Annotated in this window: 12 protein-coding genes; 11 read left to right on the top strand and 1 reads right to left on the bottom strand. The window is 72.1% G+C overall.

Annotation, left to right across the window (positions count from 1 at the left end):
• Positions 1 to 18 precede the first annotated feature (18 nt).
• From ACIO9J_RS02055 to ACIO9J_RS02005, 11 genes are all read left to right on the top strand, one after another.
• Positions 19 to 9,903, top strand: coding sequence for an amino acid adenylation domain-containing protein (locus ACIO9J_RS02055; protein WP_401991029.1), 9,885 nt, complete (start codon positions 19 to 21; stop codon positions 9,901 to 9,903).
• Between the two features lie 80 nt (positions 9,904 to 9,983).
• Complete coding sequence (gntD, locus tag ACIO9J_RS02050; RefSeq protein ID WP_401991026.1) at positions 9,984 to 11,003, top strand: guanitoxin biosynthesis L-enduracididine beta-hydroxylase GntD; 1,020 nt, start codon at positions 9,984 to 9,986, stop codon at positions 11,001 to 11,003.
• Positions 11,004 to 11,049: 46 nt separating this feature from the next.
• On the top strand, positions 11,050 to 11,799 hold the full coding sequence (locus ACIO9J_RS02045) for an SDR family NAD(P)-dependent oxidoreductase (RefSeq protein WP_401991023.1): 750 nt from the start codon (positions 11,050 to 11,052) through the stop codon (positions 11,797 to 11,799).
• Positions 11,796 to 12,275 carry a cobalamin B12-binding domain-containing protein gene (locus tag ACIO9J_RS02040; RefSeq protein ID WP_401991020.1) on the top strand — a complete coding sequence of 160 codons (480 nt, stop codon included), beginning with the start codon at positions 11,796 to 11,798 and terminating at the stop codon, positions 12,273 to 12,275. Before ACIO9J_RS02045 ends, ACIO9J_RS02040 begins: the two co-directional genes overlap by 4 nt.
• Positions 12,275 to 13,588 carry a methylaspartate mutase gene (locus ACIO9J_RS02035; RefSeq protein ID WP_401991017.1) on the top strand — a complete coding sequence of 438 codons (1,314 nt, stop codon included), beginning with the start codon at positions 12,275 to 12,277 and terminating at the stop codon, positions 13,586 to 13,588. Before ACIO9J_RS02040 ends, ACIO9J_RS02035 begins: the two co-directional genes overlap by 1 nt.
• Positions 13,589 to 13,607: 19 nt before the next feature.
• Positions 13,608 to 14,936, top strand: coding sequence for a glutamate synthase-related protein (locus ACIO9J_RS02030; protein ID WP_401991014.1), 1,329 nt, complete (start codon positions 13,608 to 13,610; stop codon positions 14,934 to 14,936).
• 103 nt (positions 14,937 to 15,039) lie between these two features.
• Positions 15,040 to 15,696: an ArsR/SmtB family transcription factor gene (locus ACIO9J_RS02025; protein ID WP_401991011.1), complete on the top strand. Its 657-nt coding sequence runs from the start codon at positions 15,040 to 15,042 to the stop codon at positions 15,694 to 15,696.
• A 14-nt stretch (positions 15,697 to 15,710) separates the two neighbouring features.
• Positions 15,711 to 17,147, top strand: coding sequence for an MFS transporter (locus tag ACIO9J_RS02020; protein WP_401991008.1), 1,437 nt, complete (start codon positions 15,711 to 15,713; stop codon positions 17,145 to 17,147).
• Between the two features lie 181 nt (positions 17,148 to 17,328).
• A complete protein-coding gene (locus ACIO9J_RS02015; protein ID WP_401991005.1) occupies positions 17,329 to 18,303 on the top strand; it encodes an aspartyl/asparaginyl beta-hydroxylase domain-containing protein in 975 nt (324 codons plus the stop codon).
• Positions 18,304 to 18,423: 120 nt separating this feature from the next.
• Positions 18,424 to 19,527, top strand: coding sequence for a 50S ribosomal protein L11 methyltransferase (locus tag ACIO9J_RS02010; RefSeq protein ID WP_401991002.1), 1,104 nt, complete (start codon positions 18,424 to 18,426; stop codon positions 19,525 to 19,527).
• A 732-nt stretch (positions 19,528 to 20,259) separates the two neighbouring features.
• Positions 20,260 to 21,303, top strand: coding sequence for a LuxR C-terminal-related transcriptional regulator (locus ACIO9J_RS02005; protein WP_401990999.1), 1,044 nt, complete (start codon positions 20,260 to 20,262; stop codon positions 21,301 to 21,303).
• Positions 21,304 to 21,410: 107 nt separating this feature from the next.
• Here ACIO9J_RS02005 and ACIO9J_RS02000 read toward each other — a convergent pair whose 3' ends face one another.
• Complete coding sequence (locus tag ACIO9J_RS02000) at positions 21,411 to 21,860, bottom strand: helix-turn-helix domain-containing protein (protein WP_401990997.1); 450 nt, start codon at positions 21,858 to 21,860, stop codon at positions 21,411 to 21,413.
• Positions 21,861 to 22,264: the final 404 nt, after the last annotated feature.

Genomic DNA, 22,264 nt, shown 5'->3' with positions numbered 1-22,264 from the left:
GACAAGGTGACGGAAACCATGTGGAGCGAGAACGACATGAACTGGCTGCCCCTGACGTCGGTCGAGCTCGACGCCCCCGCGCCGCTGGGCCCGCACGGGCACGTCCGCCTCATCTCCTCGGACACGGTCCTGCGCGCGGACGACGGCGGCACCTCGTCCGTCGGCGTCCTGGAGTTCCTGGGGCGCGCGGACGACCAGGTGAAGGTGCGGGGCTTCCGGGTGGAGCCGCGTGAGGTGGAAGCGGTGGTCGCCGGCTGCCCCGGGGTCGCCCAGTGCGCGGTGGTGGCCCGCGAGGAGGAAACCGGCGGCCGTCGCCTCGTCGCGTACGTGGTGGGCGCGGCCGACGCCTCGGTCGACGCGGAGGCGGTGCGTGCCGCGGTTGGCCTGGTCCTGCCGGACTACATGGTGCCGTCGGCGGTCGTGGTGCTCGACGCGCTGCCGCTGACGGCCAACGGCAAGCTGGACCGGGGCGCCCTGCCCGCCCCGGGGACGGGCGGCGGCGCGGGGCCGGGCCGTTGGCCGCGGACACCTGAAGAGGAGGTGCTGTGCGGGCTGTTCGCCGAGGTCCTGGGACTTCCCCGGGTCGGTGTGGACGACGACTTCTTCTCCATGGGCGGGCACTCGCTGTCGGCGACCCGCCTGGTCTCGCGGGCGCGGTCACGGATGGGCGTCGAGCTGAGCGTGCGCGACCTCTTCGCCGCGCCCTCGGTGGCCGGTCTCGCCGCCCGCTTGCGGGTCGACGAGGAATCCTCGCGTCCCGAACTCCGCGCGGGCGAGCGGCCCGAGGCCGTGCCGCTGTCGTTCGCGCAGCACCGGCTCTGGTTCCTGCGGGAGTGGGAAGAGGGCGGTGTCGCCTACAACATCCCGCTTGCCGTGCGGCTGCGCGGCGCGGTCGACGCGGCCGCCCTGCGCCGCGCGCTCGGCGACGTGGTCGCCCGCCACGAGGTCCTGCGCACCCGCTATCCCGCGACGGACGGCGAGCCGCGGCAGGAGGTCGCAGGCCACGCCGAGATCCCGCTCCTCATCTCCGACCTGGGCGAGAGCACCCTGTCGGAGCGCGTGGACGCCGCCGCCGACCACCGCTTCGACCTGGCCGTCGAGGGCCCGCTGCGGTGTGAGCTGCTCCGGATCGCCGCCGACGACCACGTGCTGCTCCTGGTGCTGCACCACATCGCGGGCGACGGCTGGTCGCTGGCGCCGCTGGCCCGTGACCTCTCGGTGGCGTACGCGGCGCGCAGCGCGGGCACCAGCCCCGGCTGGCCCGCGCTGCCCGTCCAGTACGCGGACTACGCGCTGTGGCAGCGCGAACTGCTCGGCGACGCGGCCGATCCCACGAGCCTCCAGTCCCGCGAAATCGCCTACTGGCGAACCCAGTTGGCGGACGCACCCGCCGAAGTGGAGCTGCCCACCGACCGTCCGCGTCCCGCGGTCGCCTCCTACCAGGGCCGTTCGGTCACCGTCGAGGTGCCCGCCGTGCTGCACGCGGGTCTGGTCGGTCTGGGCCGTGCGTCGGGCGCGACGCTGTTCATGGTGGTGCAGGCGGCCCTGTCCGCACTCTTCTCCCGGCTGGGCGGCGGCACCGACATTCCGCTGGGCACGGCGGTGGCGGGACGCGCGGACGACGCCCTGGACGATCTCGTCGGCTTCTTCGTCAACACGCTGGTGCTGCGCGCCGACGTCTCGGGCGACCCCACCTTCCGCGAGCTGCTCGACCGGGTGCGCGCCACCGACCTGGACGCGTACGCCCATCAGGACCTGCCCTTCGAACGCGTCGTGGAAGCCCTCAACCCGGCTCGCTCCGGCGCCCGGCACCCCCTCTTCCAGCACATGCTCGTCCTCCAGGACAGCGCTGCCCTCGACGTCACCTTCCCCGGCGTCACCTCGAACGCCGTGCCGCTGGACCGCAGGTCGGCCAAGTTCGACCTGACGTTCTTCGTCGAGGAGACCTTCGACGAGGACACGGGCGGCACCGCGAACGGGCTGCGGTGTGACGTCGAGTACGCCACCGACCTCTACGACCGCGCCACCGTGGAGACCCTGACAGGACGGTTCCTGCGGCTGCTCGCATCAGTCGTCGCGGACCCTGACCTGCCGGTCTCCCGCGTCGCACTCCTCGAACCCCAGGAGGAACGGCGCGTCCTCACGGAGTGGAGCGGCGCCCACGCACCTGCGCCGCGGCCCCGGGCCGTGCACGAGGTCTTCGAGGAGCAGGCGCGCACGCACCCCCACCGGACCGCCCTCGTCCACGGCGAGGCCCACGTCACCTACACCGGACTCAACGCGCGGGCCAACCGGATCGCCCGCCACCTCGCCGGACGGGGCGTCGGCCGCGACCAGGTGGTGGGGATCCTCCTGGACCGGGGCACCGACCTGGTGGCCTCGCTCCTCGCCGTTCTCAAGACGGGCGCCGCCTACACGCTCCTGGACCCCTCCTTCCCCCAGGAGCGGCTGCGCACGGTCGTGGACACGGTCCGGGCGCGGGTGATCGTCTCCGACGGCTCCCTGCCCGAGCGCCTCGGCACCGACACGCGCCTGCTGCTCCTCGACGAGGAAGCGGCGGCCGTCGCGGCGCACCCGGCAGGGGACCTGGGCATCGCCTGTCCGCCCGACGCCCCCGCCTGTGTCATGTTCACCTCGGGCTCGACCGGCGTCCCGAAGGGCGTGGTGGCGCCGCACCGCGCGGTGGCGTCGACCTTCCTCGGCCAGGACTATCTGGAGTTCCGCGCCGACGACGTGTACCTCCAGTCGTCGCCGGTCTCGTGGGACGCGTGCGCCCTGGAGATCTTCGGCGCCCTCTTCCACGGCGGGCGCTCGGTGCTGCCGAGGGAGCGCAAGACCGACATCGACGAACTGGCGGAGCTGGCAGGGGCACACGGCGTGACCGTCCTCCAGGTCTCCGCGACCCTGTTCAACCTCTTCGTCGACGAGCGGCCCGAGATCCTCGCCGGCCTGCGCACCGTGATGACCGCGGGCGAGGCGGCATCCGTGGAGCACGTCACGAAGGCCCGGGAGCTGTTCCCCGCCCTCACCGTCGTCAACGGATACGGCCCCGTCGAGTCCATGGGCTTCACCACCAGCCACACCGTGACCGACCTCGCCCCCACCGCCACTTCCGTACCCATCGGCACCCCGTTGGCGGGCAAACGCGCCTACCTGCTCGGGCCGCGGCTCCAGCCGGTCCCGGTCGGCGTGCCCGGCGAACTGTACGTGGCGGGCGCGGGCCTCGCCGACGGCTATGCGCGCAGGCCCGCGCTCACCGCCGAGCGGTTCGTCGCCGACCCGTACGCCCCCGGCCAGCGCATGTACCGCACGGGCGACCGCGCCCGCTGGAACCGCGACGGCGTCCTGGAGTTCCTCGGCCGCGCGGACGACCAGGTGAAGGTGCGCGGCTTCCGGGTGGAACCGCGCGAGGTGGAGGCGGCGCTCGCCGGATGCGCCGGGGTGAACCAGTGCGCGGTGGTGGCCCGCGCGGACGGCGCGGCGGGCCGTCGCCTGGTCGCGTACGTGGTGGGCACGGCCGGGGAGCCGGTCGACGCGGAGGCGGTGCGTGCCGCCGTGGGCCTGGTCCTGCCGGACTACATGGTGCCGTCGGTCGTCATGGTCCTGGACGCGCTGCCCCTGACGGCCAACGGCAAGCTCGACCGGCGCGCCCTGCCGGTCCCCGTGGCGGGCGGTGTCACCGAGGGCGGCCGCGCCCCGCGCACACCGCAGGAGGAGCTGCTGTGCGGGCTGTTCGCCGAGGTGCTCGGGATGGCACGGGTCGGCGTGGACGACGACTTCTTCGCCCTCGGCGGGCATTCGCTCTCGGCGACGCGGCTCGTCTCACGGGTGCGCTCGCGGCTCGGCGCCGAACTGAGCCTGCGCGATCTCTTCGCGGCGCCCACCGCGGCGGGCGTGGCCGCGCTGATCCGCGACGCCGACGCGGCGCGCCCGGCGCTGCGCGCGGGCGAGCGGCCCGAGGTCGTGCCGCTGTCGTTCGCACAGCACCGGCTCTGGTTCATGCGGGAGTGGCAGGAGGGCGGCTCCGCCTACAACATCCCGCTCGCCGTGCGGCTGCGCGGCGCGGTCGACGAAGAGGCGCTGCGGCGCGCGCTCGGGGACGTCGTCGCCCGGCACGAGACGCTGCGGACGAGCTTCCCCGCGACCGGCGGGGAGCCCCGGCAGGAGATCGTCGACGACGTCGAGGTCCCGTTGCTGGTCTCCGAGGTGAGCGAGGACTCCCTGTCGGTACGGGTGGCGGCGGGCGCGGGCCACAACTTCGACCTGGCGGCCGAACCGCCGTTGCGGTGCGAGCTGTTCCGGGTCGCCGCCGACGATCACGTACTGCTCCTGGTGCTGCATCACATCGCGGGCGACGGCTGGTCGCTGGTGCCGCTGGCGCGGGACCTGTCGGTGGCGTACGCGGCGCGCCGCGCGGGCGAGGGCCCGGGGTGGGCCGCGCTGCCGGTCCAGTACGCGGACTACGCGTTGTGGCAGCGCGGGCTGCTCGGCGACGCGGCCGACCCTGCCAGCATCCAGTCCCGTGAACTGGCTTACTGGCGAGCGCAGTTGGCGGGCGCGCCCGACGAACTGACACTGCCGACGGACCGGCGGCGCCCCGAGGCGGCCTCGTACCGAGGACGCACGGCCTCGGTGGATGTGCCCGCGGCGGTGCACGCGGGCCTGGTCGATCTCGGCCGCGCCTCGGGCGCGACGCTGTTCATGGTCCTTCAGACGGCCCTCGCCACGCTGTTCTCCCGGCTGGGCGGCGGCACCGACATTCCGCTCGGTACAGCCGTGGCGGGGCGCACCGACGAGGCGCTCGACCAGCTCGTCGGCTTCTTCGTGAACACCGTGGTGCTGCGGACCGACGTCTCAGGCGATCCGACCTTCCGTGAGCTGCTCGACCGGGTGCGCGCCACCGATCTGGACGCGTACGCCCATCAGGACCTGCCCTTCGAACGCGTGGTGGAAGTGCTCAACCCGGACCGGTCGACCGCCAGGAACCCCCTCTTCCAGCACATGCTCGTCCTCCAGAACAACGACGTCGCCACCTTCGAGTTCACCGGCACCCAGGCGCGGCCGCACCCCATCGAGCACCGCGCCGCCAAGTTCGACCTCACCGTCAGCGTGGCGGAGACGCCCCCGGACGACGGCGGACTCCCGGGCCTGCGCGCCGAGTTCGAGTACGCCGTGGACCTCTACGACCACGAGACCGTCGAGATCATGGCGCGGCGCTTCCTCCGCGTCCTGGAGTCGGCCGTCGCCGACCCCGACGCTCCCGTCGGCGCCGCGGAGATCCTCGACGGCGGGGAGCGCCGCCGGATCCTCGACGCCTGGGGCGCCGGGCTCCCCGCCGAGCTGTGGCGGCGGCTTGCCGCCCCCACCGGTCCGGAGTGCGAGCGCACCGCGTACGTCCTGGATGCCGGGCTCCGGCCCGTACCTGCCGGGGTCACCGGCGACGTGTACCTCGCCGCCGCACCGACCGCCGCGACCGATGACGACCGGCTCGTCGACAGTCCCTTCACGCCCGAAGGCCGGATGTACCGGACCGGGCACAAGGCCCGCTGGCGGCCCGACGGCACCCTCGTACTCACCGAGGCCCCGGAGCAGGGCACCACCAAGACGGACGCAGCTCCCCGCCAGGTCGCGGCCGGGCCGCGCGCCCCGCGCACCCCCCAGGAAGAGGTGCTGTGCGGCCTCTTCGCCGAGGTGCTCGGCGTGCCACGGGTCGGCATGGACGACAACTTCTTCCAGCTCGGCGGCTATTCGCTCATCGCCACCCGGCTCATCAGCCGCATCCGCACGGTGCTCGGCGCCGAAGTGGGCATCCGCCGGCTGTTCTCCGCGCCGACCCCGGCGGGCGTCGCCGGACTGCTGAGGGATGCCGACGAGGCGCGGCCGGTGCTGCGGGCGGGGGAGCGGCCCGCGGTGCTGCCGCTGTCGTTCGCGCAGTACCGCCTGTGGTTCATGCGGGAGTGGGAGGAGGGCGGCGCCGCCTACAACATCCCCCTCGCCGTACGGCTGCGCGGCGCGGTGGACGAGGGGGCCCTGCGGCGCGCGCTCGGCGACGTGGTCGCCCGGCACGAGGCCCTGCGCACCCGTTACCCCGCGACGGGCGGCGAGCCGCGACAGGAGATCGTCGACGACGTCGAGGTCCCGCTGCTGGTCTCCGAGGTGAGCGAGGAGTCGCTCGCGGAGCATGTCGAGTCGGCCGCGGGCCACCGCTTCGACCTGGCGGCCGAGCGTCCCTTGCGCTGCGAGCTCTTCGAGGTGGCCGCCGACGACCACGTCCTCGTCCTGGTGCTCCATCACATCGCGGGCGACGGCTGGTCGTTGGCGCCGCTGGCGCGGGATCTCTCGCTGGCGTACGCGGCACGTCGTGGCGGGTCGGCCCCGGCGTGGACCGAACTGCCCGTGCAGTACGCCGACTACGCCCTGTGGCAGCGCGAGCTGCTCGGCGACGAGAGCGATCCGGCTAGCGTGCACGCCCATCAACTGGCGTATTGGCGAGGCCAGTTGGCCGGTCTGCCCGCCGAGCTCGAACTCCCGCTCGACCATCCGCGCCCCGCGGTCGCCTCCTACCGGGGCAGGACCGTCTCGGTCACCGTGCCCGCAGCGGTGCACGCGCGGCTGATCGGCCTGGGCAGGGACTCCGGCGCGACGCTGTTCATGGTGGTGCAGGCGGCCCTCGCCACGCTGTTCTCGCGGCTGGGCGGCGGCACCGACATTCCGCTCGGGACGGCCGTCGCCGGGCGCACCGACGACGCGCTCGACGACCTCGTCGGCTTCTTCGTGAACACGCTGGTGCTGCGCACCGACCTGTCGGGCGACCCCACCTTCCGTGAGCTGCTCGACCGGGTGCGCGCAACCGACCTGGACGCGTACGCCCATCAGGACCTGCCCTTCGAACGCGTGGTGGAAGCCCTCAACCCCGCCCGCTCCACCTCCCGCAACCCGCTCTTCCAGCACATGCTGATGCTGCGCACCGCGAGCGCGGGCACCTCCCTCGACCTCCCCGGGATCGAGGCGTCGGAGTTCCCCGCGATCGCCCACATCGCCGAGTTCGACACGTTCTTCGCCGCCCAGGAGTGCTTCGACGACGCGGGCGAACCGGCGGGCCTGCGCTGGGACATCGAGTACGCCACCGACCTCTTCGACCACGCCACCGTCGACACCATGGCCGCCCGCCTCGTCAGCCTCCTCACGGGCGTGGCCGAGCACCCCGACGAGCCCCTCAGCCAGGTCGAGTTGCTCGATCCGGAGGAACACCGCCGCATCCTCACCGAGTGGAGCGGCCACACCACCGTGCTCGCCGACGAGCGGCCCGTGCACGAGCTGTTCGAGGAGCAGGCGCGCCTGCGGCCCGACGCCACCGCGCTCGTCCTCGGCAGCCGCCGGCTGACCTTCGGGGAGCTCAACTCCCGTGCGAACTCCCTCGCCTGGGAGCTGGTCCGCCGCTGGATCGGTCCCGAGGACCGCGTCACCGTACTCCTCGAACGCTCCGTCTCGTCCGTGGTCGCGCTGCTCGCCGTGCTCAAGGCCGGCGCCACCTACGTGCCCGTCGACACCGGGCACCCCTCGGACCGCATCGCGTACATCCTCGACGACGCGGAGTCCCGGCTGACCCTGACCAACCTGGCGGCCCTCGCCACCCTGGACGGCCTCGACCCCGGGCCCGTCCTGCTCCTCGACCACCTGGAGGACGGCGCGGAGAGCGGGCCCGAGGACGCGGCCGTCGCAGGTCCTGACTGCCACGTCCTGTCGCAGGACCCCACCGACGCCGAGCGGGTCACCCCGCTCGACCCCGCCCACCCGGCGTACGTCCTCTACACCTCGGGCTCCACCGGGCGGCCCAAGGGCGTCGTCGTGGAGCACCGAAACCTCACCAACATGTGCCACGCGCACCGTGTGTCGCTCTTCACCGAGCACCTGCTGGCCACCGGCCGCGACACCGCGCGGATCGCGTTCACCGCGCCGCTGTCCTTCGACGCCTCCTGGGTGTGGGTCGTCGCCATGTGCCTGGGCCACGAACTCCACCCGCTCACCGAGGCCGACCGGCGCGACCCGGCCGCCGTGGTGCGCTACATCGGACGGCACGGCGTGGACCTCCTGGACACCACCCCCACGTACGGCCTGGAGATGCTGGAGCACGGCCTCCTCTCGACGCCCGAACTCACCCCGCGCAGCATCACGCTGGGCGGCGAGGCCATCCCCGAACCCCTGTGGCGGCGGCTGCTCGAAGAGGAGGGCACCACCGGCTACAACTGCTACGGGCCCACCGAGTGCACCGTCGAGACGCTCACCGCGCCCCTGGAGGGCTCGCCGACACCCGTCCTCGGCCGTCCCATGAGCAACATGCGGGTGTACGTCCTGGACGGGGCGCTGCGGCCGGCACCGCCGGGGGTGACCGGTGAGCTGTACATCGCGGGCCGCGGTCTCGCCCGCGGCTACTCCGGGCGCGCCGCGCTCACCGCGGAACGCTTCGTGGCCTCGCCGTTCGGCCCCGCGGGTACGCGCATGTACCGCTCGGGAGACCTCGCCCGCTGGCGGCAGGACGGCAGTCTCGAATTCTGCGGGCGCGCCGACGACCAGGTGAAGCTCCGCGGATTCCGCATCGAGCTCGGCGAGATCGAGGCGGTACTCAGCGGCCACCCGGGGATCGCGCACACCGCGGTCGTGGTCCGCGAGGACCGGCCGGGCGACCAGCGCCTCGTCGCGTACGTGGTGGCGGCCGGCGACCAGGGCGAGGGCGCCGACGAGGCCGACCGCGCCACCGACCCCGCGGCCCTGCGCCGCTTCCTCTCCGAGTCGCTGCCCGAGTACATGGTCCCCGCCGCCTTCGTGCCGCTGGACGCCCTGCCCGTGACCGGCAACGGCAAGCTGGACCGGCGCGCGCTGCCCGTGCCCGAGTACGGCAGCGTCGGCCGGCGCCCGGACACCGACCTCGAACGGCTCCTCGGCGAGCTGTTCGCCGAGGCGCTCGACGTGCCCGACGTCGGTGTCGACGACAGCTTCTTCAACCTGGGCGGCCACTCGTTCCTGGTCACCCGCCTGGTGAGCCGCATCCACGCGCGGTGCGCGGACCACACCGGTCTCGCCGCTCTCACGCTTCAGGACTTCTTCCAGACGCCGACCGTCGCGGGACTCGCCGCGCGGGCGGGCGGCGGCGCCACCCCGCCGGGCTCCGGCGTGCTCCTGCCGCTGAGCACCACGGGCAGCCTCCCGCCGCTCTTCTGCGTCCACCCCGTGACCGGTCTGAGCTGGTGCTACGGCGGCCTGGCCGGTGAGTTGACCGACCGTCCCGTCTACGGGCTCCAGGCGCGGCGGCCCGCCGAGGGCGCTGCGGCGGACGCTTGGGAGGAGGAGCGGCCCGCCGACCTGGACGCGCTCGCCGACGACTACCTCGCCCACCTCCGCGAGGTGCGGCCGCACGGCCCCTACCACCTGCTCGGCTGGTCCCTCGGCGGGAACATCGCCCACGCGATGGCCTGCCGCCTGCGCGCACAGGGCGAGGAGGTGGCGCTCCTCGCGCTCCTCGACTCCTATCCGATGGACGCCGACGGCACCGCGCCCGCGTTCGACCCGGCCGAGATCGCGGGATTCCTGCGCAGGGAGGGCGGCGACTGGCCGGAACAGCAACCCGCCTTCGTCGCCTCCCTCACCACCGCCGCCGCACACACGGTCAGGCTCGTCGAGGAGGCGGAGCCCGCCGCCTACCCGGGGGACGTCCTCCACTTCACGGCGGCCCTGGGACGGGACGACACCGCGCCGTCGGCCGCGGACTGGCGCGCGTACGTCGAAGGGGACATCGAGACCCACCCGATCGACTGCGAGCACCTGGACATGACACGACCCGCGCCGCTGAAGGACATCGCCGCGGTCCTGAACCGCGCCCTCGCCGGGAGTCCCGCGCAGCGGTGACCCCGCACCCACACCATCCCGCACGCACACCCACACCACCCCGCACCCACGCACGGTCGAAGGAAGGAAGTGCCGGCGCCATGGCCGAAGAGAGCATCCTCCACTACGAGTTGTCCCCCGACGAGGCACGCCGGTTAAGGGACGGGAGCGCCCGGCTCGCCGACAGCCTGCCCGACGCGACGGACCCGGCGGGCTACGACCGCAACCCGTTCGCCGACGCGGGACTCCCTGACGGGCTGCGCACGACCCTGGAGCGGTTCCGCCGCACCGAGGACCACGTGGGGCTCGTCGTGCACGGCTTCCCCGTCGACGACGACGCCGTCGGCGCGACCCCCGAGCACTGGGAGCGCACCGACCCGAGCGGCTCCACCCGCGAGCCCGACCACTTCCTCGCCATGTGCTCGACGGCGCTCGGCGACCCCTACAACTGGCTGACCCTGCAACTCGGCCGCATGGTCCAGGACGTGCTGCCCATCCGCGGCGACGAGGACCGGCCCACCGGGCACGGCAGCGAGGCGCTCCTCGAACTCCACACCGAGGACTGCTTCCACCCCGACCGCTGCGATTACCTGCTGCTCCTCGGCATGCGCAACGACGAACGGGTGCCGACCGCCCTCTCCTCGGTGCGGGACGTGAAACTCAGCGACGAGGACCTCGACGCGCTGATGCGCCCGGACTTCTACAACCTCCCCGACGACGAGCACATCCGGCAGCTGCGCACCCGCTTCCCCGACCACCCGGCGCTGGCCAGGGCGGAGGAGATGGAGCGCAACCCCGAGGCGGTACCGGTCCTCTTCGGCGACCGCGAGCGCCCCTACGTCCGCGTGGACCAGACCTTCACGCGCTGCGTGGCCGACCGGCCGGGCGCCCAGCGGGCCTTCGACAACCTCATCGCCGAACTGGAACGCGTGCAGCAGGCCGTGGTCATCGACCAGGGCACCCTGCTGATCGTCGACAACTACCTGGCCGTGCACGGTCGCAAGCCGTTCCGGCCCAAGTACGACGGCAGGGACCGCTGGCTGAAGCGGATGATCGTCAGCCGCGATCTGCGCAAGGCCAGCGCGAGCATCCTCCCGGACAGCCGCCGGGTCCTGTTCTGAGCGTCCGGCGTCCGTGCAAGTCACTCTGAATACCGAGGAGTCGAACGTGCGCACCATCGTCATATCAGGAGCGTCCAGCGGGATCGGCCGCGCCACCGCGGAGCGGTTCGCCGCGGCGGGCGACCACGTGGTGAATCTGGACGTCAAGGCCCCGGACCCCGGCGGCGCACCCGCCGGCACCTGGACCGAGGTCGACGTGGCCGACTGGACCGCGGTGCAGGAGGCCGTGGCCGGGGCCCACCGGGAGACCGGGCGGCTCGACGTCGTCATCGCCAACGCGGGCATCAGCACCCGGCACGGCGTCCTCGACATGCGGGAGAGCGACGTCCGGCGGCTGCTGAACGTCAACCTGCTCGGCGTGCTCGCGCTCTGGCAGCGGGCCGCCCACATCATGGTCGAGCAGGGGCACGGCACGCTCCTGGCCACCGCGTCCGTCAACGGCACCAGGGGCTACCCGTACTACGCGGACTACAACGCGAGCAAGGCGGGCATCCTCGCCCTCGTCCGTACGTTCGCGCTCGAACTGAGTCCGCACGTCAGGGCCGCCTGCGTCAGCCCCGGCGCGGTGCTCACGCCCATGCAACTCGCCGAGTACACCGACGAGATGCTCAAGGAGACCAACGCCCAGATCCCGGCAGGACGGCACGCCGACCCGTCCGAGATCGCCGCGGCGTTCTACTACCTCGCCTCCGACGACGCGGCCTTCCTCACCGGCCAGGAACTGATCATCGACGGCGGCGAGACCGTCGGCGCGACGACCTCCGCGTACGGCACGGCCGTGCGCAGCGGCCGATGACCGGACTGGGGAGCCCCGGTGTCGTGCCCCGCGACGACGCCGCGCGCGAGGCGGCAGGCCGCCTCGACGTCGTGGTGACCGGCACCTCGTCGGACGCGCACACCTGGAACCTGATCTACCTGGAACTGCTGCTGACCGAGTGGGGGAACCGGGTGACCAACCTGGGCCCCTGCGTCCCCGACGCGCTGCTGATCGAGCGCTGCACGGCGCGGGTCCCCGACCTCATCGTCGTCAGCAGCGTCAACGGGCACGGCGCCAACGACGGGCTGCGGCTGATCGGCGCCGTCCGGGAGACCGCGGAACTCGCGGCGACCCCGGTGGTCATCGGGGGCAAGCTCGGCACCCTCGGCGACGGCTCGGCCGCGTGGGGGCCGCGGCTGCGCGAGGCGGGCTTCGACGCGGTGTTCGACGACAGCGTCGGCGTCCTCCAGTTCCACGGCTTCCTGGAGAAGCTGCGAGCCGAGGCGCGCTGCTGATGACGGAGAGCACCCGTGGCCGCGCGCCCGCGAGCTTCGGCGGATTCGTCCGCGCCGCCGGAGAGCTGGTCGTCCAGCCCCGCATGGGCTTCAGCTCCCCGGCGCGGATGCGCCGGGGCCTGGCGGCCACCCGTGCCGCCGACGCCACCACCGTCGGGACGCTGACCATCGACAGCTACACCCGGGTCGGTGATCTCTCCGCGGCGCGGCGCGCTCTCGACGAGGGGGTGGACCTCAACGGCTTCCCCCTCGTCACACACGGTCCCGGGCGCACCCGAGAGATGCTCGACGGCGTGCTCGGACCGGACTTCCCCGTCCAGGTCCGGCACGGCTCGGCGGCCCCGCAGGACATCGTGCGGGCCCTCACCGCCGCGGGACTGCACGCCACGGAGGGCGGTCCCGTCTCGTATTGCCTGCCCTACGGGCGTACGCCGCTGGAGGACTCGGTCCGCAACTGGGCGGAGTCCTGCCGCCTGCTGGCCGACGGCGTCGGTGACGGCGCCGAACCGCACCTGGAGAGTTTCGGCGGCTGCATGCTGGGCCAGCTGTGCCCGCCGGCGCTGCTGGTCGCGCTGTCGCTCCTGGAGGGCATGTTCTTCGCCCGGCACGGGCTGCGCAGCGTCTCGCTCAGCTACGCCCAGCAGATCGACCCCGAACAGGACGCGGAGGCGGTGCGCGCGCTGCGCGCCCTCGCCGCCGAACTGCTGCCGGGCATCGACCGGCACATCGTCATCTACACGTACATGGGCGTCCACCCGGCCACCGAATCGGGTGCCCGCGCCCTCCAGGAGGCGGCCGTCAGGCTCGCCGTGCGCACCGGCGCCGAGCGGCTCATCGTGAAGACCACGGCGGAGGCGCACCGGATTCCGACGATCGCCCAGAACGTGGCGGCACTTGAGGACTCCGCCGTCACCGCGCGGCACACCGAACCGGATGCGGTGCCTCAGGACGACCGGGGATCGGAGGTGTACGCGGAGGCGCGCGCCCTGATCGACGCCGTCCTGAACCTCGGCTCCGACCTGGGCGAAGCGCTGCTCACGGCGTTCCGCCGCGGCTGGCTCGACGTGCCCTACTGCCTGCACCCCGACAACGCGTCGCGCAGCGCGAGCTTCATCGACGAGCGCGGCAGGCTGGCCTGGAGCTCGATCGGCTCGATGCCCGTCGGGCACGTCGTCACGGCCCGCCCCGCGGCGGCCCTGACCAGCGGCGGACTCCTGGAAGCCCTGCACCACATGGCGGCACGACTTGACCTCGGCGAGCTGGCACGGGCGCCGAGCGGGGAACCGTATCCGATCCGAGACGGGGCGATGTGACGTGACGTCAGGCGAGGCAGTGACAGCACTACGGGCCGACGGCTTTCCGGCGGCGGAGGTACGGGCACGGGCCCGTGAGGGCGCCGCCCGGCTCTTCCCGCCCGCCGCGTCCTACGGGCACGAGCTGTTCGGCGACGCCCCCGGCAGGGCCGATGCGCCGGATCGGGCCGACGCCCTGGACCGGACCCGGCTGGTGCCGCCCGCCTTCATGCCGCGGCGCCTGGAGAAACTCATCGAGCTGGCCCGCGAGCCGCTGCACAGGGACGTGGACCTGACGACCGTGATCGGCGGCTTCGCCGCGACGCTCCCGGTGTACGTCTCGGCGTTCGGCTCCACCGAGGTGGCGAGCCGCGATCTCGGCACCGCCGTGGGACGGCAGGCGGCCGGGCTCGGCATCCCGATGGTCGTCGGCGAGAACATCGGCCCGGTCAACGGCACCGGACGCCTCGACGAGCGCGCGGGCCGGACCCTCCTCGGCAGGATCGCCGCCTACGGCGAAGCACTGACGGGTGACGGCGGCGGCGTCACCGTCCAGCAGTCCACCGAGGACGCCGACGCCGAGATGTGGAACCTCGTCTACAGCGACGTCTCCGCGCGCCCGCTCCTCGAATCGGGCCGGCTCGCCTTCGAGCTGAAGGTCGGGCAGGGCGCGAAGCCCGGTCTCGGCGGGATGACCGTGGTCGGCGAGGAGGCCGCGCACCGCCTGGAGGAGCACTACGCGGTCGAACGGATCCTCGACGAGGGCAGCGGCCTCGCGCTGCGCTGCGGCACCCCCGGCACCTTCACCCGCGAGATCCTCGCCCACCAGGTGCGGCTGATGCGGAACAACTACCCGCGCGCCAAGGTCTGGGTGAAACTGCCGCCGTCACGCGACGTGCGCGAGGCCGCGGCCACCGCATGGGAGGCGGGCGCCCACGCGGTCACCGTGGACGGTGCGGAGGGCGGTTCCGGCTGGGCTCCGACCGCGTTCCTCGACTCGGTGGGCCTGCCGCTCGCGGAGTGCCTGCGCAGGCTCGCGCCGCGCCCCGGGGACTGTCTGCTCGTGAGCGGCCGGATGTGGGAGGGCACCCGGGCCGCCAAGGCGCTCGCCGCCGGAGCCGGCGCCGTGGGCCTGGGCAGGGCGGCGCTGCTCGCCGTCGACGAGGACGGCGACGCGGGCCTCGAACGTCTCGTAGGGGCGCTCGCGCTCGAACTGCGGCTGCTGGTCAGCGCGATGGGCAAGTACCGGGTCGGCGAGCTGGGGCCTGAGGACCTGTGGGACCCGGCGGCGCCGGAACGGTGGGAGACGGCTGCCGAGCGGGCACCGCGTGCCTTGGCGGAGCCGCGGGCCGATGGTGTGACTCTCTGAGCCGGGGCCCCCTTCCCAAGGTTTCTTTCCCAAGACGCCTTTCCCAAGACTTGTTTGCCAAGAGACCTTGGCAAACAAGTCTTGGGACTTCTACAGTCGGGGCATGAGCACGAACGGCGGATCACCCCACGGCGGCAAGGACGACGGGCGCACCCCGCAGGAAACCGAAGTCACCCTGGACGCCAGCTCGTTGCGCGGCCTCGCGCACCCGCTTCGCGTCAAGTTCCTCGACCTGCTGCGCACCGAGGGTCCGGCCACCGTGACCAGGCTCGCGGACCGCACGGGTGTCAGTTCGGCATCGGCCAGCTATCACGTACGCCAACTCGCCCAGTACGGCTTCGTGGAGGAGCAGACGCGGTCGGGCGGCGGACGCGAGCGCTGGTGGAAGGCGGTGCACCGGACGACCCGGGTGCGCCCCGCCGACCTCGTCGGCAGCGACGAGGTGGGCGCGCTCGCCGACACCTATCTGCGCGGCGTCACCGCCCTGTACGCCGAGCAGACCCAGCGCGCCATCGACGAGCTGCCCCAGCTGCCCGCCGAGTGGCGGGCGGCGAGCACCACCAGCGACTTCGAACTCCGGCTCTCCGCCGAGCAGTTGAAGTCCCTGGTCGAGGAGATCTTCCGGACCGTCGAGCGGTATCGCGCCGAAGGCGGACCAGCGGCGGACGGCGTGGGCGAGACGGCGCCGGTCACCCTCCAGATCCAGGCGTTCCCCCGGCCCGGCACGCTGACCGGGAGCGAGCCGCACGAACCTGAATGACGGAAGGACGGTCCATGTCCCGTACGAGCGGCTCCTTGACGCCCGCCCCGATACCCGCCCCGACACCCTCCCGCAGACCCCTGACCGGCCTGCTCGCCTCCTTCACCGTCTCGCTCTTCGGCACCAGGCTGAGCATGATCGCCCTGCCCTGGCTGGTGCTCGACACGAGTGACAGTCCCATCCGCACCGGCCTGATCGTGTTCTGCGAAGCGGTGCCGCTGGTCGTCGGCAAGGCCTTGTCCGGACCCCTCATCGACCGGATGGGAGGGCGGAGTTTCAGCGTCGCGGCCGACCTGATCAGCGCCGCCGTGGTCATCCTGGTCCCGCTCTGCTACTGGCTGGACGTCCTGCCCTTCGGGGTCCTGATGGTCCTGGCCGCCCTGATCGGCCTGGCCCGCGGCCCCGGCGACGTGGCCAAGCGGACCCTGATCCCCACGGTCGCCGAGGACGCCGGGATCTCGCTGGAACGGGCCAGCGGCATGATGGGCACGGTCGAGCGCATCGCGGGCGCCGCGGGACCCGCGGCCGCCGGCGCACTCGTCGCCCTGCTCAGCCCGCTGTGGGCCATGGTCGGCAACTCGTTCTGCTTCGTGCTCTCCGCCGGGCTGATCTCCATCGGCGCCCTGCGCACGGCCCGGCAGCCCGCCGCCGCGAAGACGCAGAGCCAGAACCCCACGGGCATGGAGGCCCAGAACCCGGCCTCGGAAGAGAGCCGTTCCGAGGGCAGCCAGACCGAGGGCAGCCAGACCGAGGACGGCCGGCCCGCAGAGAGCCCCTCCGCAGAGAGCCCGCCCGAAGAGAGCTATGTGGAGCGACTCAAGGCGGGCGCCCGCTTCCTGGCCCGCAACCGCCTGCTGCGTTCCATCGCCATCATGCTCAGCGTCACCAACCTCATCGACGCGGCCTACGGTTCCCTGCTCATCCCCGTCTGGGCCAAGGAGACCGGCGGCGGCCCCGCCGCCATCGGCGCGCTCGGCTCGGCCTTCGGCATCGCGGCCGTCGCGGGTTCCCTGCTGGCCACCGCGTACTCGCACAAGCTGCGCCGCCGCCGTACGTACGTCATCGCCTTCCTGATCGGCGGGCCGCCCCGGTTCGTCGTCATGGCCCTGGACGTGCCGCTGTGGGTCGTCGTCGTGACCGCGGTGGCGGACGGTCTCGCCATCGGCTTCATCAACCCGATCATCAACGCCGTGCAAATGGAGCGCATACCGCGCCACTTGCTGGGCCGCGTCTCCGCGCTCACCGACTCCGTCGGCACGGCGGGCATACCGCTCGGCCCGATCCTGGCCGGTGTCGCCGTGTCCTTCACGGGCCTGGCGCCCGTCCTGCTCGCCTGCGGAGCCGTCTATCTGGCCTGCACGGTGATACCACCGCTGTTCCCGCACTGGCGCGAACTGGATTCCCGGCCGCAGCAACCGGAGGAACCAGAGCCACGCAAGGAGCGCGTGTAGCTCTTCCGGGATCACCGGATTCTGCCGCCTCAATTGCCTCCACAACTTCCGGCCCCGGCACATCACTTGCCGGTAGTTTACGAAGTGCGGAAGACATGAAGTCCGAGAACTGCCGGGTCTCCCGTATTCGGATCACGTACTCAACTCCCACGTACTCAACTCACGGAATAGAGACGTCATCATGTCGAATGCCATGTTCGGCGCCGCACAGCTCGAGGGCGAATTTGACGTGGACCGGCTCGTGGCCGAGCTCGTTCATCTGGAAGCCACGCAATGGGCGAAGCAGCGCACCTTCGGCGAGAGCCTGGAGCCCACGGAGGAGACCGAGGCCGACTGGCGGGTCCTGCCGCTGCGCAGCCCCGAGGGCCGTGTCGACCGGACGGACCCCGGCGGCATGGGCCTGGTCGACTACGCGTCCACGCCCTGGATGGAGCAGGCCCCCTACATCGCGTCCATCGTCGAGGCGCTGCCCACCGACGTGCGCGCCGTGCGGCTGATGGCGCTCGGCCCCGGCGCCGAGGTGTCCGAGCACCGCGACTATCCCTACGGTCTGCCGGCCGGCTGGGTGCGGCTCCACATACCGCTGATCACCAATGAGGAAGCCGTTCTCACGCTGGACGGCGTCGACTACACCTGGCAGCCGGGCACCTTGTGGTTCGGCGACTTCAACCGGTTGCACTCGGTGCGCAACGGCGGCACCGAGCGCCGTGTCCACCTCGTCATCGACAGTTATGTGAGCCGGGAACTCCTGGATCTCTTCCCCGCGGACTTCCGGGAATCCCTCCGCTGGTCGGACGTCCTCGTCGACCGTCCGGAAATGCCCCTTGGCAAGGCGGAACTGCATTCCATGCTCGCCGATTTCGCGCTTCCCGGGCAATTCCTCTACGGCGAGATCGGTGAACTCCACGACGCGGAGACGGCCGATCTCGAAGGCCGGCTGAGGCTCGACGAGGACCGGCTCGTCCTCGACGTCGGCGGCGTTCCCACCGCGTCGCTCGTCCACATCGGCGAGGGCGAGTTCCGCATGACCGGCGGAATGATGGACCGCACCCTCAAGGTCGAGCCCGCCGACGGCGGCCTGCGCGTCCGCTTCCGCAGGCGCCACGGGAGCCGTACCGAGGAGGCCCTGCGCGCCGCGGCACGGCCCGTGGGCTGAGCACCGCCCCGAGGCCGGACCCCGCACGACGGGGGCGCGGGCGCCCCGCGCTCCCGGCGCCGCTCAGCACGCCGCTTGCACCTCAGGCTTCCGATCAGGCTTCCGACATCAGGAGCGAGAATGTTTCTGCAGGAGAGCGAGACCAGTACGACGACCAGGGTGCGCCGTCCGCTCACCACGCCTGACACCGACAGCGGCTCGGCGCCGAACCCGCCCGACAGCGCGTACCGCCTGGCGGTCGCGTCGTTGCAGACGCTGGCCCAGGACATCAAGGACCTGGCCGAGCGCGCGCAGGCGACGCTGCGGGACCCGGCGGCGCACCTGGCCGCCGGGCCTGGCGCGCTGTCCGACATCGCGCTCGCGTCCGTGCCGCGCTGGCACTTCGCGATGCTCAACGACACCGAGCGCAACAGCGCGCTCGTCTCGGCCCTGGAGAGCAGCGTTCCGCCCGGCGCCCACGTGCTGGACATCGGCTCGGGGACCGGGCTGCTGGCCATGGCGGCGGTACGGGCCGGCGCGGGACGCGTGACGACGTGCGAACTCAACCCGCTCCTCGCGGAGGTGGCGCGGCAGATCATCGACGCGCACGGCATGTCCGACACCATCACCGTCATCGGGAAGCCGTCGACGGAGCTGGAGGTCGGCAAGGACATCGACACGCGCGCGGACGTCCTGGTCTCCGAGATCGTCGACTGCGGGCTGATCGGCGAGGGGCTGCTGCCCTCCATCCGCCACGCCCGCGAGCACCTGCTCGCGCCCGACGGCATCATGCTGCCCTCCGCGGCCCGCCTCTACGGGCAGTTGGTGCAGAGCGAGTCCATGGCCCGGCTCAACCGCGTCGACATGGCGAGCGGGTTCGACGTCTCGCTGATGAACTCCCTGGCCACTCCCGGGCACTTCCCCGTGCGCCTCAACACCTGGCCGCATCAGATGCTCTCCGGCGCCTTCCCGCTCGTCGACTTCGATCTGGAGAAGGGCATCCTGGGTCCTGGCGCGCGCTCCCTGCCGGTGGCGGCCGACACCGACGGGCTCGCCCACGCGCTCGTCGTCTGGTTCGAACTCGACCTGGGTGCGAAGACCCTGTGCAACGGTCCCGACAGCAAGGACTCGCACTGGATGCAGGCACTCGTCCCCTTCGACCTGCCCGTCCCCGTCACCGCGGGGGAGAAGGTTCCGCTGCGGCTCAGCTGGACCGACTACCGGCTGAATGTGTCCGTCGGCTGACCCTTCACTAAGGAAAACCGCGGAGCGTCCGCGGGCGTCCTGAAAGCGTCGAGCAAACAGAAGCGCAAGCGATAATTCGGCCCCGATTCAGCGGCCCGGCCGGCCCGTCAGGTGCCGAGGCGAACACATCGCCCCGGTGACGGGCCGACCGGGCCGTTCGCGTGTGCGCGGCGCGATATTCATATGCCGTCTGGCTGGAATCCCCCGTCGCCCGCGAGTCCGGCCTCCGCCGTCGTGCGCGGGAGCCGCCACGGAAGACGATCTCCCGCATCTTCTCGGCCACTTCCTGCTTCGCGTGATGGTCGAAATGCGATGAGTGTGCCGCATCGAATAGGCAGTTCAGACGTGTGTCGAAGTAGTTGGTGGCTGTATCTGTCGGCTGTCCGATAAATGTTAGTTGACGCTTCGTCAGGGGTGTGCAGCTGTTCCGCGTCGGCTAGGTTGGCCAAGATTCACCAAGATTTTCGGCCAGTCCACTCACCGCGGGGAGTGCGGAGGTATGGAAATGCGCCACATCGACCATAAGGTTCAGTGCCGGCGCAAGGCCGCCGGTTCCGGCCGTAGCGGCTCGAAGTCTCCGTAGTTCGCGTTCCGCCTGCCGTCTCCGATGACGGATCCGCTTCCCGTACACCCCGTCGGCGCGCTCACCCGCACGCCGCGAGGGCCTCGCGCGATGAAATGCGCCGTGCGCTCAGCTAAGCCCCACCATGACTGAGGCTGAGGAAAACCTGGATGAACCTACCTACCCCGCAGGGACATCAATCCGGACTCGCGTCTTTCGACGGCTTACAGCTGGACGAGGACGGCAAGGCGGTCTACAAGGCCATCCTCGCCGATTCCCGTGCGGACATCGCGGGACTCTCCGCCCGGCTCGGCATTCCGCGGTGCCGGCTGCGCGAGATCCTGGCGCGACTGGGCGAACTGTCCCTGATACGCGCCACACTCGACGCGCCGGATCGCTATCGCGCGGTCGACCCCAATGTCGCCGCCCATATGCTCATCGCCCACCATCAGGAACGCATCGCGGCCGAACAGCGTCGCGTCGCCCAGATACAGCTGCTCGCCGCCGAGCTGACCTCCGACGTGGTGAACGGCGCCCGGCCCCACGGATATCCCGACGGAGTCGAACAGCTCCATGGGATCGAGGCGATCCGCGACCGCATCGGCACCCTCGTGAAGTCCGTGACCGGCGCCGTGATGACCTTCGCCCCGGGCGGCGCGCAGAGCGAGGCGAGCCTGGAGCGCGCCAAGCCGCAGGACCGCGAACTGCTGCGCAGGGGCGTACGGATGCGCACGCTCTATCTCGACAGCTGCCGCAAGAGCCCCGCCACCATGGAATACGCCCAGTGGCTCACGGAGTTCGGCGGCGAGGTGCGCACCGCGGTGTCGCTCCCCATCCGCCTGATGATCCTCGACCACACGACGGCGATCCTCGCGACCGACGACAAGGACAGTGCGGCCGGGGCCCTGGTGCTCAAGGACGACGGCACGCTCGCCGCGCTCTGCGCCCTGTTCGAACGGTGCTGGGAGACCGCGGTGCCGCTCGGCGCCAAGGTGCGGGGCCGCGACGAGTCGGGGCTGACCGCCCAGGAGACCGAGGCGCTGCGCCTTCTCGGCCAGGGCCTGACCGACGAGGCCGTGGCCGCCCGGCTCGGTGTGTCACCGCGCACGGCACGGCGTATCGCGGCCAACGTCATGGCCCTGCTCGGTGCCCGCAGCCGGTTCCAGGCCGGGGTGCGGGCCGGGGCCCGGGGGTGGCTTTCGGGAGACGAGTGACGAGGTCACCGCCGGTGCGCCGCCGGTCCGCGCGGGTGGGTCCGCGGAGCGGGGGAGCGGGGGAAGAGCCCGGCGGTGACCACCGCCCGTCCGGTACCGGACAGACCCTAGGCGTCGGCCCTGGGGCAGAGCTGGCGTTCGAGGAACGCCACGCCGCGATCGACGGTGACGAGGCGCCAGGACTGCTTCGCCAGGTCGTTGAGTGCCTCGGCCCAGCCGCCCTGGGGATATTCGGCGGTCGGGGATTCCAGGGGCACCGTGGCGTATTCATAGACGTCGCCCATGAAGGGGATGCCGGACAGTTCGGCACCGCCGACCGGTGTCGGCCGGGCCGCCTGCTCGAAGACCTCGCGCCTCTCGGTGTCGAGCCTGAGCGCGTCGGCGAGCAGCCGGACGGTTTCCCGCCGGGGCCGCTTGGCCCGTCCGTGCTCCAGATCCCGTAACGCCCGTACGCTCAGGACGGAAAGGTCGGCGAGCTGCTGCTGGGTGAGCCCCCGCCACGTCCGATAGAACTGCAGAATGGATCCGAACTCGTTTTCCTTCCAGCGCGACTGCACAGCCCCTCCAGTCAACGGGTTTCCGGTCCTTCCGCCATGAGAAGACGCTTATCCGCAAGGGTTGCCGCACGGCGGCGCGGCGGCATGATCAGTCCCAGCCGGTGGTGTCCGATTCACCGGGATCCGGTGCGACCCTCGGGTCGTCCTCCCTTTCCACGGGTGGGGTGGCTCTGAAATCCGCGACGGAAGTTGACGTGCGCAGCGTCACGTGAAGCACGGTTGAGATCTCCTCCTTGTTGCTTCATTCCGATAAGGGTTCAGCGTTTCCTCGGTGACTCCCGACGTGCATGACATGAATACACGGGTAAACAGCCAGCGTCAGCCCCGCGAGCGTGCCCTCATCCGGCACCTGCATAAACCGTCCACGCCCGCGTGCGCCGGGACGGATGCGGCAGCGGGGGAGG

It is taken from the genome of Streptomyces sp. NPDC087300, from assembly GCF_044744425.1.
Classification (GTDB): domain Bacteria; phylum Actinomycetota; class Actinomycetes; order Streptomycetales; family Streptomycetaceae; genus Streptomyces.
The sequence above is the reverse complement of the archived record's forward strand: the minus strand, read 5'-3'. Positions and strand labels throughout refer to the sequence as shown.